This is a genomic window from Streptococcus sp. A23 (genome assembly GCF_043674155.1).
Lineage (GTDB): Bacteria > Bacillota > Bacilli > Lactobacillales > Streptococcaceae > Streptococcus > Streptococcus suis_V.
In genome coordinates this window covers 43,539-59,496 of sequence record NZ_JBIMJP010000006.1, presented here as the reverse complement: position 1 = coordinate 59,496, position 15,958 = coordinate 43,539, and the positions used below count along the sequence as shown (strand labels likewise).

Sequence of the window (15,958 nt, the reverse complement as noted above, 5' to 3'; positions counted from 1 at the left end):
CTTTCTTGTTTCTAGGTTTACTCCTCAAACAGTCCCCTAGACTGTTTGAGCTACCTACGGAATTCCATACCTAGTATTTGAGCCTTTTGTCGCTTTCTTATTTCCAAGCAACAACCTACGAAGTTCTGAGAGACCTTTGTAGCCCGAAATACTCCGAATGCCTGAAACGATAACGTTTCAGGCATTTTCATCACAGCGGAAAGTCGCGGTTTGGGCTCACTCCGCTCGCAAAATAAAATAATTTTTTGTTTTATTAGCAGAGCTACTCAGATTATTTGAGCCAATTCATAGTTTGTCTACGTCTTGAAAAGACTGGATTTCCCAGTCTAAATGCTAAATCTTCTTCACAAATTCTGATTTGAGTTTCATGGCTCCAAATCCGTCGATTTTGCAGTCGATATTGTGGTCGCCTTCAACGATGCGGATACCTTTAACGCGCGTGCCTTGCTTGAGATCCTTCGGTGCGCCTTTGACTTTCAAATCCTTGATCAGCGTCACTGTATCTCCATCAGCCAAGCGATTGCCATTGGCATCAATAGCGACTGGACCGCTCTCTTCCTCAGCAACCTCGGCTGGGTTCCATTCGTATGCACATTCTGGACAGACCAAAAGCGCGCCGTCCTCATAGACATATTCTGAATTGCACTGTGGGCAATTTGGTAAAGTTTCCATTCTCGTTCTCCTTCTTTTTTATCTGTATCAGTCTATCATCTTTTTGGAAAATGGGCAAGATGCTCTTATTGTCACTACTGAGTGGCTTGACGTAGTTTTTCCAGTGTTTCTTGGAAAATAGCTGGCGCGTCAGCCGTAAATTCTACCAGCTCTCCCGTTCTCGGATGGGTAAATCCAAGCGTCTGAGCATGCAGAAATTGACCCTGCCCCTTGAGCGTTTTACGTGGTCCATAGGCCTCATCGCCAGCCACAGGATGACCGATATAAGCCATGTGAACACGGATTTGGTGGGTTCGTCCCGTTTCCAAGGTCAATTCAACCAAGGTATAGTCACCGAAACGTTCCAAGACTTGAAAACGTGTGACTGCTTCCTTGCCCTTGGCTGTGACTGCCTGTTTCTTACGATCTTTCTCCGAACGACCAATCGGTGCCTCAATCATACCACGGTCATTTGGTAGGTTTCCGTGGACAATGGCAATATATTTGCGGAGGGATTTCTTGGCTTTCAATTCCTCAGCCAACCTGGTGTGGGCCTCGTCGTTTTTAGCAATCATCAGCAAACCGGATGTGTCCTTGTCAATCCGATGGACAATGCCCGGGCGCAAAACGCCATTGATAGCCGACAAATCTTTCACATGATAAAGCAGGGCATTGACTAGCGTACCCGACGTGTGACCAACAGACGGATGCACCACCATGCCTTGTGGCTTATTGACCACGGCAACGTCCTCATCTTGGTAGACAATATCCAAGGGAATGTCCTCTGCTACATAGTCTACTTCTTCGACTTCCGGTACTTGGTAGGTCAGGACATCGCCTGCTTGCACACTATATTTTGCTTTTTTGGCTTGGCCATTGACCAAAACCAGACCAGCCTTAATTTGTTCATTGGCAACCGACCGTGACAGGTCTGTCAAGTCTGACAGAGCCTTGTCCAACCGAACGCCACCAATCTCAACTTTTACTTCCATTACTCTCTTCTTTCATGATACAAATAAACAGGAGCCCAACTCCCACCGACAGACACATATCAGCCACATTAAAGACCGGGAAATTGATAAAATCCAGCTGGAACATATCCACCACGTAGCCCAGACGGAAACGGTCGATAAAATTTCCCAAAGCCCCCGCCATCATCAAGGACAAACTGAACAAGGTCAAGAGATTTCCCTTGATATTTTTGACATAATACCAGACCAAGCCAATCATGACAACCACTGTAACAATGGTGAAAAACCACTGCTGTCCCTGCAAAATAGACCAAGCCGCACCATAATTTCTCAGATAGGTCAAACTCATTAAACCTGTCAAAAATTCCCGACTGGTGTGCAATTCAATATTGGCTACGGTCCAAGCCTTGACCAACTGGTCCACACCGATAAAAGCCACTGCCAAAAGCGGCAATCCAAACTTACGCATTTTCTTCCTTCTTCTTATCAAAATAAGCCTGCATGGTATCGACAAAATCAAGCGCACAATGGCTCAGTTCATCGCCAGCCCGCTTGACATAGACCATGCGGTTATCCGTCTTCCCCTTAAAGGGAATGACCGTAATCCCATTGACCGACTCGTCATCCAAAAATCCCGAACCCGTCGCATAGGCGTCCGTCCGCTCTAGAATCCCGTTCAAGGTAGCGCGATCCGTCACATCAAAAACAACCGACGAATCCGACGTGTCAATCAAATTCTCAGAATAATAAAGATAAGCCTCTTTTTCTTGGGTAAATCGGACCGTTGGCAAACCAACCAAATCCTCAGCCTCAATCTCTGCCTTTGCAGTCAAAGGATGATCCTCCCGCAGGTAGATATGGGTCTGAAACTCCGCCAACTCAATCACCTGCAAATGCAATTTATCCAGCTTTTGCATAATCCCCTTGGTATTGCGATCGTTGAGATAAATAATTCCCAGCTCACTATACCCCTGCGCCACCTCATCCAAAATTTGTACCGTAGTCGACTCAAAAATCCGAAAATGTGGATATTGAGGATGCTGCCGAGAAAAATCCGTAATCAAGGGAGGCAAGAAATCATAGTGCTGACTGCTGATAGAAAAAGTTTTTTCACCTTCTTCTGATTGCAAATAAAGATGCTCAAATTGATCAAAGCCCTTGACTAAACTCTGAGCCTTCTCATAAAATTCCATTCCTTTTTGGGTCAAAAAAGTTCCAGAACTGGTCCGACTGAAAATCTGAAAACCTAGCTCTTTTTCTAAATCTTTGATGGAAATGGATAGGCTAGGCTGAGATACGTACATTTTCTCCGCTGCCTCACGAAAAGTCCCGCTGTTGGCAATCGCCACCACATAGCGCAATTGTTGAATATTCATCAACTCGTCCTTTCTTCATTCCATTTTACTATCTTTCTATTATACCACATAATAAAACCACCAGCAAAATTGCTGGCGGTAAGTGACTATAACTTTTTAATCATGATAAGACAGGGATTCCATTCGTCCCGCAAGTTTGGAAAAACTTCCAACTTAGCAAAGCCACAAGATTGATAAAAGCCAATCGTCTGATCATATTCTTTAGTACTTTCAGGTAAGCCAAACCACTCAGGTAAATCGGCTAATACCGTTTTAATAATCTCAGCTTTTTCAACTGAATCCCTTATTGCAACAATCTTCATTATTTTCTCCTTTCGGAGGTTAATTTGCCCTAACCTCCTTACTCTTGATTTCTTGTTTTCTAAAACATCTTACTATTCCTTTCATTTGAATCGCCTCCCTTCATTCTATTATATGGTAATTCTAGCATCTATTGCCCTTGTTAGTCAACCTATATTTACATATTCATTTTCAACTGATAACTTTTTATATAACTACCAATGCCTGACCATTTCACACCAAGCCCTTGGTAAATGAAAAATGGGTATCAAAACAAAAAAAAGGCCTTCCGAAATCTCGGAAAGCCTATTGTTTGCTATTTCTAGCTCAACTCTCTCTTTTATTTCAAGGAGAGTTGCTAAAAAGGTTCGAACCTTGCCTTTCATTTAATTCAAAAAGGCAAGAAAAAATGGTCCACTGGACCATTTTTTTACTTAGCGATTGGGTAAACAGATACTTGTTTCTTATCGCGACCTTTACGTTCGAAGCGTACAACGCCTTCTACTTTAGCGTAAAGAGTGTCATCTCCACCACGACCTACGTTAGCTCCTGGGTAGATTTTTGTACCACGTTGGCGGTAAAGAATTGAACCACCTGATACAGTTTGGCCGTCAGCAGCTTTCGCACCAAGGCGTTTCGCTTGTGAGTCACGACCGTTTGACGTTGAACCTCCACCTTTTTTGTGGGCCATAAATTGCAAGTTAGCAAGATTCAAGTTTAACATATGTTATTCCTCCGAATTTCTGTAATGATTGCTTCAAGCTACGCCTTAAGCGTTGATAGCGTTGATAACAACTTTTGTGTAAGGTTGACGGTGACCTTGTTTGCGGTGGCTACCTTTTTTAGGTTTGTACTTGAAGGTAACAACTTTTTTCTGTTTACCTTGTTTTTCAACAGTACCAACAACAGTAGCGCCTGCTACGAGTGGAGTACCCACAACAGTTTTCTCACCACCAACAAGAACTACTTCTTCGAAAGTAACTTCTTGACCTGCTTCAACGTTCAATTTTTCAACGTAGATAGCTTGACCGACTTCAACTTTAACTTGTTTGCCGCCAGTTTTAATGATTGCATATGTGCTCATTATGCACCTCCTATGAATTTTAGGGCTCAGCCCGAATTTAATGTGAAGACTCGCCTAGTACCGTGGGACGAACCACTTAAACGGTATTCGTGCGGTTGCACAGGATGTGTGCATAGTCAACCCTTGTAATATACCAAAAAACACTCGCTTTTGCAAGTGTTTTGTATGATTTTTTTACATTTCAAAGCTTTCACTGGTCTGTTTGTTTGGCAAGAAGAGCGAGAGCAGGATGCCAACCACTGCTGGCATCAGCCATGATAAGGATTGTCCGGCAAATGGCAGAGCTCCAATCAGGTTTGAAATTCCTGACCAACCAAATTGTCCAGCCAAGACTTCTACTAGCGACAAGACTGTTACCACACCAACTGTCAGCTGCATGCCTGGTTTTGACAGAGGCACAAATTTGTTGACAATGGTGATTAAAACAATACAGATGGTAATTGGATAGAGAACCAAAAGAACAGGAACTGAGAAAGTGATGATATTGTTCAAACCGAGGTTGGCAATCCCAAAACCAATCAAGGTAAAGACAGTTGCATACACTTTATAACTAAAACGTGGGAAACGCTCCGCGAAAAATTCACCTGAAGATACGATCAAGCCAGCTGTTGTCGTGAAACATGTCACGATAACCATAGCTGCCAAGAAAATCTGTGCACTTGGCCCAAAGATGGCTTGTGTTGCTTGCGAAAGAATGTAAACACCTTTGTTAGTATCTGATACCAAAACATCAGCAGGCACAGGGAAATGATTTCCTAAGAAAGCCAAACCAACATATAGTGCTGAGAAAGCTAAGGCCACAACAAGACCAACTGACCAGATGGTTGAGACGTATTCCTTCTTGCTAGAGAAACCAAGTTGTTTTAAGGTATTGACCGCTACCACACTAAAGGCAACCGCCGCAAGAGCATCAAGGGTATTGTATCCTTCAATAAATCCTGTACCAAAGGCCTGTCCAACTGAATAAGCTTCTGCTGCTGGCAGAGGACTGGTCGAACCATATTTGGCAATACCTAGCACCACCAAAATCACAATCAAAATAGCAAAAACAGGGGTCAAAATTCGTCCGATACTGTTCAAGATTTGAGACGGTTTAAGGGCAATCAGGTAGGCTGCCACAAAGTAAAGAGCTGTAAAACCAAACAACCAGAGACTCGGATTCCCATCGCCCAATAATGGCGCAATACCAATTTCGAAGGACGTTGTAGCCGTACGCGGAATGGCAAAGAAGGGACCAATGGCCAAATACAAGGCAACAAGATAGCCCGTTGCAAAAGCCGGTGAAATCTTGCGAGAAATTTCATGTACATAACCTTTGGGATTCAATGTCCCGACAATCAGGGCAATGACAGCAATACCGACACCTGACACAACAAATCCTAATATAGCTGGCCAGAAATTCTCACCAGATAAGACACCAAGTGCAGGTGGGAAAATCAAGTTTCCTGCACCAAAAAACATACCAAACAGGAGTAATCCTGTTAGAGCTCCTTTTTTCATAAAAACTCCTTCTTATCTTTTTCGAAAGTCCATTATACCACAAAAATTCGATTTTTTCCGAACGTTAGGTTATTAAGGTAACGACACCTAAGTCAAATAATTAAAAAACGCATCAAATCAAGTTAAAATTAACCTTCATTTGATGCGCGAATGAATTTCTTTCTAAAGCTGTCTATTCTTTCCCAACCGTGTCAGACATTAAACTTCATCAACAGTTTACAGTAAATCTTCGATTAAATTGTCAATCTCATCTTTTGCTTCCACTTTTGGAGTAATTTCTGTCACAATAATTCCTGCAACAGCACGTTCTACCAATCCTTCTACATCCATGCGAGCTTCGTACTGCTCGACATGTTTGATTTTCGGATTGGTTTTTGGACGGTCAGGGGCAAAGATGGTACAGCAATCCTCAAATGGCTGGATGGAAATATCAAAGGTATCAATTTCCTGAGCAATATCAATGATTTCCAACTTGTCCATGGTCACAACTGGACGGATAACAGGTGTATTTGTCACCGCATTGATAGCCTGCATGGATTCCAGGGTCTGACTTGCCACTTGTCCTAGACTTTCACCATTGATAATAACCATAGCACCACGCTCTTCCCGTACTCGGTCTGTAATCCGCATCATGAAGCGGCGTGTCAAGGTCATCAAATAAGCTTCAGGTGCTTTTTCCTTGATTTCTTCCTGAATTTCTGTAAATGGTACTTCGATAAAGGTGATATTACCACCAAAGGCAGTCAATTTACGGGTCAAATCATGGGCTTTTTTAAGAGCACCTGGACTAGTGTATGGAGGGCTAGCAAAGTGAAGAGCTTCAATTTCTACCCCACGTTTCAGTGCTAAATAGCCCGCAACAGGCGAATCAATACCACCTGATAACATAAGCGTTCCTTTTCCAGATGTTCCAACTGGAAGACCGCCTGCCCCCTTGATTTCTTCATGGGAAATATAAGCTGCGTCTGGACGGATTTCCACTCGCAAGGTAATATCTGGCGACTTCATCTGTACCTGTACATTTGGAATGGCTGTGAAAACCACATCTCCTAGGACTTGGTTAAGGTCACGGCTATCCAATTCAAAGCTGTGGTCGCTACGACGCGCAGCAATCTTGAAGGTCATCCCTTCCTTGTAAATGGACTGCATAATCTCCACAACCGCTTCTTTCAAGGCTGGAACAGACTTCTCAATCTTATAAGACGGTGCGAAATTTTGGATCCCAAAAATCTTCTTCAAAGAAGCTGAAACTTCCTGATAATCTGCCCCGTTCAAATAGACATGACCACGATCACGGTCAAAATAAACGGTCACTTCTGGGTAGACAGAAAGGACATGTTTGATATTATTGCGGAGTTTGTTGACAAACCGCATCTTGTTTTTCCCTTTGGTTGACAATTCGCCATAGCGAATCATAATTTCTGAATAGTTCATTCTACCTTACTTTCTGTGTATTGTGATAAATTTGCTTGAAAATCGTGAGGAATTGCTCGATTTGCCCCATGTCATTATCATCGTCTAAGCTGATACGGACGGCCGTTTGAGCCAGCTTCTGCGGTACTCCCATGGCAATCAAGGTTCCAGCCGGTTTTCCAGCCTTGGACGAGCAGGCTGAAGTGGTCGAAATGTAAATCTGGTGGTCTTCAAAGGCATGGACGATGACTTCACCACGGATATTTTTAATGCCAAAGGTCAAAATACTTGGTGCAAAATTATCCATGCCTGAAAAAACAGTCACATGGTCAAATGTGCTGAGTTCTTCCAAGAGGATTTGCTTCATGGCAGACAATCGTTTCTGGCTATCCTGCGCCTTGTCCAAACTGAGGCGGAGCGCTTTAGCAGTTGCTGCAATACCAGCCACATTTTCCGTTGTTGATCTCTTGTCACTCTCTTGACCACCGCCTGTCAAAAGCGGAGAAATTTTCTTACCAGATTTGACATAGATAAAGCCGACTCCACGAACTGAATGGAATTTATGACCAGAGAAGGTCGCAAAATCAACGCGTTCCGTCAAAAATCGTTCTGTCGGGATTTTAGTGATAGCCTGAACAGCATCCACGTGGAAGGAAATAGTCGGTTTGTCCATCAGCAAGTTTGAAATTTCCGCAATCGGCTGGATAGAGCCAATTTCATTGTTGACTGCCATGACGGATACCAAAATCGTATCGGGACGTAACAAGCTCTCCAATGCCGAAACGTCCACAAACCCTTGGGCATTGACCGGCGCAAAATCCACCTCAAATCCCTGCGATTGGAGCCAAAGGGCGGATTCCTTGACCGCTGGATGCTCAATGTCAGACACAATGATATGCTTGCCCAAATGCGACCGTTCAAAGGCAACCCCCTTGAGAACCCAGTTGTCCCCCTCTGTACCACCAGAGGTAAAAAAGATTTCCTTGCTATCCTTGCCTAGCAATTCTGCAATTTGCTTACGGGAGGCCTCTAAGATACGGGTCGCCTGACTGCCCAAATTGTGCAGACTAGACGGATTGCCCCAAATTTTTGTCGCTACTTCTGTATAGGTCTTGAGCGTCTCAGGATAGACCTGAGTCGTCGCTGCGTTATCAAAATAAATCATGATATCATTCCTTTGTTTGCAATAGTCCTATTTTATCACTTTTTACCAGCTTTTGCCAACCATCACTACGAAAAGACAGCCCACGGACTGTCTTGCATACCTATAAAATTTCTTTCAACCGTTCGATGTCAGCCTGGCTAGTTGACCAGCTAGTTGCAAAGCGTATGATACTGTGACTATCGTCATATTTTTCCCAGAAACTGTAAGCAATGCCTGATTCAGACAATTTCGGCAACTCTTCATTTTTGACAATAATAAACTGCTGATTAGTCGGCGAATTGAGATAAAACCGATAGCCTTTTTCAACTAAAACTGCCTTGAGTTGCTCTGCCATGTCGATCGCATGCCGTCCGATGCTCATATAGAGATCATCAGTGAACAATCGATCAAACTGGACTCCAATCAATCGTCCCTTAGCTAACAAGGCACCGTGATGTTTGACAATAGATACAAAATTCTTTGGCTGATTATTCTTTGTAAATACAAGAGCTTCTCCCAACAAGGCGCCAAGTTTTGTCCCTCCGATGTAGAAGACATCTGTCAGCTCTGCTATGGCCTGCAAATCAAGATCCGTATCGCGTGCAGCAAGCCCATAACCCAAGCGAGCACCGTCTAAAAAGAGCGGAATATTGTGCTGCTGGCAAACTTTGGACAAGTCTTCTAACTCTGTTTTGCTATAAAGCGTACCATATTCAGTCGGGTGAGAAATATAAACCATTCCTGGATGAACCATATGGGCATGATTAGCATCAGCATAGAAATCTTTGATGAAATTATCAACCTCACTTGCCGTTATTTTCCCTTCATGATGCAGCAGTGTCAAAACCTTGTGTCCAGAAAATTCAATAGCACCAGCCTCATGTGTAGAAATATGCCCAGTATCTGCAGCAATCACACCCTCGTAGGATGCCAGCAAGGAATTGATAGCGATTTGGTTGGTCTGTGTTCCACCTGCTAAGAAGGTTACTTGAGCATGAGGACAATTTGTAGCTTGGCGGATTTTCTCAATTGAAGATTCTGTGTGGCTATCAAGTCCGTAGCCTGCTAATCCCTCGTCATTAGTAGTAATTAGAGCTTCCAGTAAAGCAGGATGAGCTCCCTTATTATAGTCATTTTCAAAATGTAGCATCTTTATTTCCTTTCAGGAGTTTCAAATTTTATGAACAAACTATGAACAAGTGCAACAAAAACCCTTATAGGATAAGGGTTTTCGCCGTTATATTATCCACCCTGAGGGAACAGGATGGAAAATCATGTAGTGATATGATACCAAAATATGTAAATTTAAGCAATTCTTTTACTACATTTTCGACCTATTCATACTCATTTTTCTAAACTTTTGGGGCAGATTTGGGGCGGTAGTCTTAGCTACCTCGTTACTGTATTTTACTGTATTCTACTGTATTTTGGCAAACAAAAAACCCCCCAGCAAACGCTGAGGGGTTTTTGAAATACAATGATAGCGGTTGGGCGGCGTATCCAACATCTCAGGTACTCTTTCGAGTGCGTCAGGAGCCTTTCTGACCTCGTTATCATTCTTTACATCCAGTTTACTACTTATCCACCATTTTGTCAAATGGTTTGATACGACCGTTTCTCTTCATGTGATTTAGTTTAGAATTTGTGACATCATAAACCGAAGCTACAAAGAAATAGTTGTTTTTCTTATCCAGCTTGACAGCAACCAGTACATTATCTGCGAGAACTTTGATAACCTCGAAACTCTCTGTTTTGACATTCTTGTTCTGACCTATGTAGTCTGGCGCATTCAAAATATCAGTAATATCTGGAATATATTTTATCATATTTTGATGTCTGCTTTTTAACATATGCTTTTCAAGGTTTTCTTCATGAATCAGAATGTCAGTTGCAGAAGTTTCTAGCCCTACTATTTCCTTGATTTTCTGACTGATTCTTACATTGTATTTCATAATCTTTATTATACCACATTCCTTTTCACAAATCATAATCCCCAGCAAATCGCTGGGCTAAAATTATAATCGTACTGCGCCAAAAGATTCCACGGTCGCATCGCCCCAAATCCCTAGAGCGTAAAAGGTGCGGATTAAGTACTGCTGGTTATCAAGAGATACTGTGAGTGTATCTGCAGGGTTATATTTTGCATTAGACCAATCATAGATTGCTACATCATTGACTGGATTAAGCACAATATATCCATCACGATACCATTGTGCTACCCCGTTTGATGTCTTCCATGTATTGAGCTGGACAGACCTACATGCTGTTCGAATGATAGCATAAGTTAGCGGTGCGGCAGCCAATGTCGTGGTTGACGCTTCGAGCGCAGCAGCCTGACCAATTCCAAGCACACCACCAGTCTCTTGGACAGGGATTTTAAGTGATTTTCGCAGTTGTAAAATGCAGCCGTTGTCGAAATATACTTGATAATACTCGCCCGCATCGTCAGATAGCGGTTCGCTGATAGCATATCCGGTCGGCGCATGTCTTAATACTTTGACAACAGCTTGACTTTCTGATGGTACTTTTAAACTATCCAACCACTCCTTCTCACCGCCGACAAAACCATTGTCAACAGCAATCTGATAAGCAGATTTGCCGTCTTGGCCATCATTGCCAGGCAATCCTTGAGGGCCTGGCGTCAGCTGAATATTTTCTAAGCGTTCGGAAAGGGCGCTAATTTGACTTCTAAGCTCGCTATCATCGTACTGGACTGATTGTTCCTGAGACTGTTTTAAGACGCTAATTTCCGCCAAAATATCGCTAATTTGAGTAGTTAAAGGCCCGTCATCATATTGCGGGATAGTTAACTTACTCGCTAGTTCATCCAAATCAATCTGGCCAGTTTGATAGTCTGCTAGCTTTTGCTTGATGTACTCATCAACGGTCAATAGCTCGGCAATCTCATCTGTGATGACATCCCCTAGATTTTCGTTGACTGTCAAAACGACCGAGTTAGTCGATGGAAAGGCATATCCAGCATGCTCAACCTCAACGATGTAACTGCCGACTGGCAGTGTATTTGGCAAATTAAATGTGACCTGGTTATCAACGACCTCAGCATCATACTCAATCTTGGCTTGCCCTTGGATCAGTTGGATTTTAGCTGGACCATTCAAAACGGCATTATCATCCGTCTTTAATTTTAACTTAAAGATGGATGATGTATCACCTTGCTTAATAACGGAACCGTTAACCCATGTCAATCTAGTCTTATCGCTCATTTAAAAGTCCCCCATGCAGCGCCATAGCGTTTCCCATCTTTAGTTGTTCCAGTCGCCACGTAGTTACGCATTCCACTACCGCCAACGTATGAAATCCAGACGAAACCATCAAAATCGACAACAACTTCGTCATACTTGATTGATTGCCCTTTTTTGTAGGTTGCCACAATCTGTCCAGATGTGTTTGGCGCACGACGGACATTGATTGAATCGACTGTGACAGTAAACACGCCAGTTTCTTTGTAGCGTCTGCTCCCTGCAGCAGGTTTCGGCGCTGTTGATTGACTAGAATAATTTAACCTAAACCAACCAATAACATTGCTATAGTCTCGTTGATGCTTGCGAGTAATTCCGCCGCCACCAATCTCCAACTGGTCATTGATACCGTTTCGATTATGGTCAGAATAGCCGTCGATATTCTGCTCAACGGTCGACATGCCATTCACATTAGCAGAGATACACACACCGATATGGCCAAAAGGGTCATTAGGCCCGAACTGCATGACAAAGAAATCACCAGCCTGTGGGATTAAATCAGGCTTGCTTGTGTCATTATAAATCACAGGCAATCCCAGCTTCTTAGCCCTGACCAGGCAATCCTTGGCGTTTGTATAGGCCATATTCAACTTACCACCCGTCAAATGTTGCATGATATGGTCAATCAAGGCCACACACTGTCCACCGTAGGGGTTCGTTGGCACAGTGACCTTACGACCGACTAAAGAAAGGGAATAGCTTACTACATCATTTGCTGTTGTCATCTTCTTTCTCCTCCAAAAACGGATAAATCACAAAGGCAATGGGCGCTAAAACAACTAGCGCCACTACTACCAATGTTGCCTTGACTACTTTCATTCCCGGTCATCCTTCGGAACGCTGTAGGTCAATGCCTGCACACTATCCTCGATACCAGCGGTGGTTGGGTCATTGATAACTCCAAGCAACACAAGCAAGGTAAGGGCCGTGTTAAATACTTCTGATATATTGTCAGGCAGTTTTAGACCTAGTTGTTGTGCAAGCAATACCACTGTTGCAAGAATTGCTGTTAGTGTCGCCTTGTTCTTATAGCGTAGTTTCCAGTTAATTTTATGCATATCAATTCTCCTTCAGGATAATGCGTTTTAGTTCCCGCACATCGTCACCCAGGCTTTTGACCTGCTCCGCAAGGACCAAGATAGCTTTGTTCTGCTCGTCATGATTATCAAGTCGGCGATTAGCACTCTCTTTAAATTCCTTGAGATTTTCGATGTCCTTTTCCAGGATTGTGATGCGGTTTTCCTGCTTTGTGATTTTGGCCGAAAAATTGGTCCACAATCCGACGACTGTGGACACAAATCCGACCAAGGCATATACATGCTCTGGTTTAATGTGCATAGGCTACCCCTCCTTATCTGCTTCGCCTACACCAATCTCTGACAGTTCAAGTAGTTCCTGAACTTTAGCACGATACCGTCTTGGAACCTGCTCCAAAGTAATCCAACCTAACTGTACTTGCATTGCGAAATAATTAATCATCATTGCTTCTCCTCCTTGATATAAATTAAATAGTTTCTTCAGTAGGCTCTTCATCTTCTATAGCCCCCTCTTCTTCCTCTTCTGGTGGCAAAATAATTGAATTTACAATTGTTGTCACCATTCTCAACATCTCACGGTTTTCATGCGTGAGTTTTTTCATTTCTATCGTTGCCTCGTCTAACTCAGCAATTTTCTTATCAACAATACCGAACTTCTCATTCTCTGCCCGTTTCGGGAAGAAATTGTTATAAATCCAATCACTACCCTCTTCGACCAATTCCTCGTTGGTCTTGTTGATAGAATCGCTAGGCAAAAGGCAGATAATCTGCGAACCCTGTTCATCTGTCAAGACCAACCGTGTATGTTTCGGGCTACCGTCAAGGTGGTAGTCCAGAGATTTTGATGCGTAAATAAAATCCATAATGTATCCTTTCTAAATTTGCCACGTTACTTGAGTGGTTATTGTCGCGTTATATTCAGAGCAAACGATAGTTCCACTTGAGTGTATTTGTACTTTAGTCGTTGCTTTACTTGAAGTTGGCACAATGAAGTCTGTTGTCGTGTTTGCGTTCGGAACATATTGTGACGGTATCGTGCCTAAGTTGCTTATGGCATTGTAGCCTGTATTAAACCGGGTTATCCTTAGACTCACAACACTACCATTAACTTTATAATCACACCCTGCGACCCCGGTAGACACCCACGTTGGCGCAGGTTTTTCCAATGCGTATTCTTTCCACGGTTGCCAGGCACCGTTTAACTTAACCCGATACCAAGAGCCAACACCGTTGAAATCAACAGCTTCTTGCAAGACCCAAGCTCGACCGGCATCGTGCCCTGTAACTCGGACGTAATACCAGGAATGCGCTCCTGCCTTGCTCGGCTGGTTTGCAAGTCCACTGCCACGGTAAAAGCCTGTTGTTGTAACGTTGTTCCAATCGCCAGTAACCTGGATAGCAACTCCATTATCTTCCGACAACTTATGTTTCTGGCTACCGATTAAGTCCGTGGTTGCTAGTTGTTTCCAACTGCTCCAATTTCCTCGGTTGATTCGCTCGCGAGTGTATATTTTCTGGGTTGTTGTTCGGCAAATTTGGTAAACCCATGACGCTGAATTTGTCGGGTTTGTTTCGTCCATACGGTGAGAATTGATGACTTCCAAAACTCCCCAGATTGTGCCAGTTTCTTGAGGTGGTCTGCCGTTTGGTTGGCCAGAAAAATTGTAAAAACCCGCTACTGCTGTAGTATTGAAATCATTTGTGTGCTTAGAACCGTAGTGTCCTACCATCATTCCATGCATGATGATATCACAATCAAAATAAGCTGGTAGACTGCCGTTTCCTACATCTAGGACACCCCTAGTCCATTCTTTGCCAACGGCTAGACCGTGTTTAGATATGGACACTGGCACTGCCTGCACCCCAACCCTGTATTCAAACGTTGAAGTATGGAAAGCGTCAGATAGTTTACCGATAACTAAGTACGTCTTGCCAGCATCGTAGGTACCATCTAAGGTTGCAGTCCAATTGATTTTTTCGTGTTCTGTTGCACCAGTCCAGTTAGCTGAGCCACCAACATTATTCGTGCGTTGATTAGTCTGGACATCCACAACATCGAAACTCAAACGTGCTGTGTTCTTTTGCATAGTTCCGACAGTAAGCGGTGCAATCTTTAGATTGCGAATGACATTGATTTTCACATCATCTGCACCCGTACGCTCACCTCTAAAAGAGATAGCGGGTACATGATAAGGTAGATAGTTTATCTCTACCTCTCGCCTGTCAGACTGCCTGCCACGGCTATCTGTGACATACGCTACAACCTTTGCTCTACCAGAAAAGTTTGCGTTCCCCGTGAGGCCGTTATTGGCTGTTGTAGACAATGTTGTTGCCTGCCACTGGTTGTTGACCCAGTGTTGGATTTCAGCCCGATAGGAGACAATCTGGGAGCCGTAGATGCCGTTTGCACCAACAAAACGTGGGCGGATATTTGACTGAGCTTGAACAAAGGTATTGGCCCCTAAATTCAAAGCTTTTGCCTTATCATTGCCATCTGTCAGTGTTAAGCCCGTAAGGGTTGGTTTAACCGTGCTAGGTAAATACAAGTTATGCTCATAGGTGCGCTCACCATTCTTCGTACCATTGACATAGGATTCAACCCGTATTCTCGCTATTCCAGATGATGAATTGGGTATCTGGGGTGCCAATTGTGCTAGCGTTGGTGTCCAAGTTGCTGAGGTTGTGGCATTCTCAGATATTGTCCCTGATAAGGTCCCGAACGACCAGTATATTTTGTGAGTTAGCGCCTCTGTTGAACGGGAAATTGCGATACTCACTGGATTGCCTATCACATTCCCCGAAATAGTTTCCGTTGAAGTTTGAGTAATACTCGTTATCCTGTGCGTCTCTGCAATGCCGTCGTGATAAAAATTTGTACCGTTTAATAGTAACTTTATCGGTATTGACCGACTCCCTTGAGCATCATGCACAAATGTTAACGTCTTATCGATTAACAACCCTGTTGGATTTTGTTGTATCCAGTAGTTGTAGTGCGAGTATGCATAGCCGTCAGGTATATTCCAAACATAGTCAACGCCATCAACAACCAATGTGCACTTGGTTGGCATACTAGAACTTGGACTCCGATTGTTCGACCACTGTGCCAGTGTCCCTTTTTGCGTAGACGGAACCAAGTGAGCACGAACCCTGACCGTTGTAGTGTTGTTGTTTCTGTTTTGGCTAACTTCGTCAACAATGACAACTGTTTTGTAAGTGTTATATACAGACACTTTTTCATACATT

Annotated in this window: 18 protein-coding genes, 1 pseudogene and 1 other annotated feature; all 19 genes and pseudogenes read right to left on the bottom strand. The window is 43.4% G+C overall.

The genetic code is table 11. The annotated features are described in order from the left end of the window. Positions 1–333: 333 nt before the first annotated feature. Complete coding sequence (locus tag ACHBIE_RS04970) at positions 334–672, bottom strand: zinc ribbon domain-containing protein YjdM (RefSeq protein ID WP_105123365.1); 339 nt, start codon at positions 670–672, stop codon at positions 334–336. Positions 673–746: 74 nt separating this feature from the next. After that, positions 747–1,643, bottom strand: coding sequence for an RluA family pseudouridine synthase (locus ACHBIE_RS04965; protein WP_172021483.1), 897 nt, complete (start codon positions 1,641–1,643; stop codon positions 747–749). After that, positions 1,627–2,091, bottom strand: a complete 465-nt coding sequence (lspA, locus tag ACHBIE_RS04960; RefSeq protein ID WP_172021485.1) for a signal peptidase II — start codon at positions 2,089–2,091, stop codon at positions 1,627–1,629. Before lspA ends, ACHBIE_RS04965 begins: the two co-directional genes overlap by 17 nt. Further along, positions 2,084–2,998, bottom strand: a complete 915-nt coding sequence (locus ACHBIE_RS04955; protein WP_172021487.1) for a LysR family transcriptional regulator — start codon at positions 2,996–2,998, stop codon at positions 2,084–2,086. The genes lspA and ACHBIE_RS04955 overlap by 8 nt, the downstream gene beginning before the upstream one ends. Before the next feature lie 86 nt (positions 2,999–3,084). Then, positions 3,085–3,198: pseudogene (locus ACHBIE_RS04950) on the bottom strand (GNAT family N-acetyltransferase); the annotation flags it as partial. Positions 3,199–3,707: 509 nt separating this feature from the next. Beyond that, positions 3,708–4,001 carry a 50S ribosomal protein L27 gene (rpmA, locus tag ACHBIE_RS04945; RefSeq protein WP_009909754.1) on the bottom strand — a complete coding sequence of 98 codons (294 nt, stop codon included), beginning with the start codon at positions 3,999–4,001 and terminating at the stop codon, positions 3,708–3,710. A gap of 45 nt (positions 4,002–4,046) precedes the next feature. Further along, positions 4,047–4,361 (bottom strand): 50S ribosomal protein L21, encoded by a 315-nt coding sequence (gene rplU / locus ACHBIE_RS04940; protein ID WP_002941330.1) that lies wholly within the window; start codon positions 4,359–4,361, stop codon positions 4,047–4,049. A gap of 36 nt (positions 4,362–4,397) precedes the next feature. Then, positions 4,398–4,468 (bottom strand) — a sequence feature (ribosomal protein L21 leader region). A 67-nt stretch (positions 4,469–4,535) separates the two neighbouring features. Continuing rightward, the gene (gene brnQ / locus ACHBIE_RS04935) at positions 4,536–5,861 is read right to left on the bottom strand and encodes a branched-chain amino acid transport system II carrier protein (RefSeq protein WP_394732855.1); all 1,326 of its coding nucleotides are present in this window, start codon (positions 5,859–5,861) and stop codon (positions 4,536–4,538) included. 216 nt (positions 5,862–6,077) lie between these two features. After that, positions 6,078–7,295, bottom strand: a complete 1,218-nt coding sequence (gene thiI, locus ACHBIE_RS04930) for a tRNA uracil 4-sulfurtransferase ThiI (RefSeq protein WP_105123371.1) — start codon at positions 7,293–7,295, stop codon at positions 6,078–6,080. A 1-nt stretch (position 7,296) separates the two neighbouring features. Next, positions 7,297–8,439 carry a cysteine desulfurase family protein gene (locus tag ACHBIE_RS04925; protein ID WP_105123372.1) on the bottom strand — a complete coding sequence of 381 codons (1,143 nt, stop codon included), beginning with the start codon at positions 8,437–8,439 and terminating at the stop codon, positions 7,297–7,299. Between the two features lie 100 nt (positions 8,440–8,539). Further along, the gene (locus ACHBIE_RS04920) at positions 8,540–9,568 is read right to left on the bottom strand and encodes a low specificity L-threonine aldolase (protein ID WP_125266378.1); all 1,029 of its coding nucleotides are present in this window, start codon (positions 9,566–9,568) and stop codon (positions 8,540–8,542) included. A gap of 424 nt (positions 9,569–9,992) precedes the next feature. After that, complete coding sequence (locus tag ACHBIE_RS04915; RefSeq protein WP_394732854.1) at positions 9,993–10,370, bottom strand: PBECR2 nuclease fold domain-containing protein; 378 nt, start codon at positions 10,368–10,370, stop codon at positions 9,993–9,995. Positions 10,371–10,433: 63 nt separating this feature from the next. Beyond that, positions 10,434–11,624, bottom strand: a complete 1,191-nt coding sequence (locus ACHBIE_RS04910; RefSeq protein WP_394732853.1) for a hypothetical protein — start codon at positions 11,622–11,624, stop codon at positions 10,434–10,436. Between the two features lie 14 nt (positions 11,625–11,638). Next, positions 11,639–12,403: an SH3 domain-containing protein gene (locus ACHBIE_RS04905; RefSeq protein ID WP_394732852.1), complete on the bottom strand. Its 765-nt coding sequence runs from the start codon at positions 12,401–12,403 to the stop codon at positions 11,639–11,641. 90 nt (positions 12,404–12,493) lie between these two features. Further along, the gene (locus ACHBIE_RS04900) at positions 12,494–12,736 is read right to left on the bottom strand and encodes a phage holin (RefSeq protein WP_394732851.1); all 243 of its coding nucleotides are present in this window, start codon (positions 12,734–12,736) and stop codon (positions 12,494–12,496) included. 1 nt (position 12,737) lies between these two features. Then, positions 12,738–13,016, bottom strand: a complete 279-nt coding sequence (locus tag ACHBIE_RS04895) for a hypothetical protein (protein WP_172023618.1) — start codon at positions 13,014–13,016, stop codon at positions 12,738–12,740. Between the two features lie 3 nt (positions 13,017–13,019). Beyond that, complete coding sequence (locus ACHBIE_RS04890; RefSeq protein ID WP_394732850.1) at positions 13,020–13,160, bottom strand: hypothetical protein; 141 nt, start codon at positions 13,158–13,160, stop codon at positions 13,020–13,022. A 22-nt stretch (positions 13,161–13,182) separates the two neighbouring features. Further along, on the bottom strand, positions 13,183–13,578 hold the full coding sequence (locus ACHBIE_RS04885) for a DUF1366 domain-containing protein (RefSeq protein WP_394732849.1): 396 nt from the start codon (positions 13,576–13,578) through the stop codon (positions 13,183–13,185). A 12-nt stretch (positions 13,579–13,590) separates the two neighbouring features. Continuing rightward, the gene (locus tag ACHBIE_RS04880; RefSeq protein WP_394732874.1) at positions 13,591–15,957 is read right to left on the bottom strand and encodes a DUF859 family phage minor structural protein; all 2,367 of its coding nucleotides are present in this window, start codon (positions 15,955–15,957) and stop codon (positions 13,591–13,593) included. Position 15,958 lies beyond the last annotated feature (1 nt).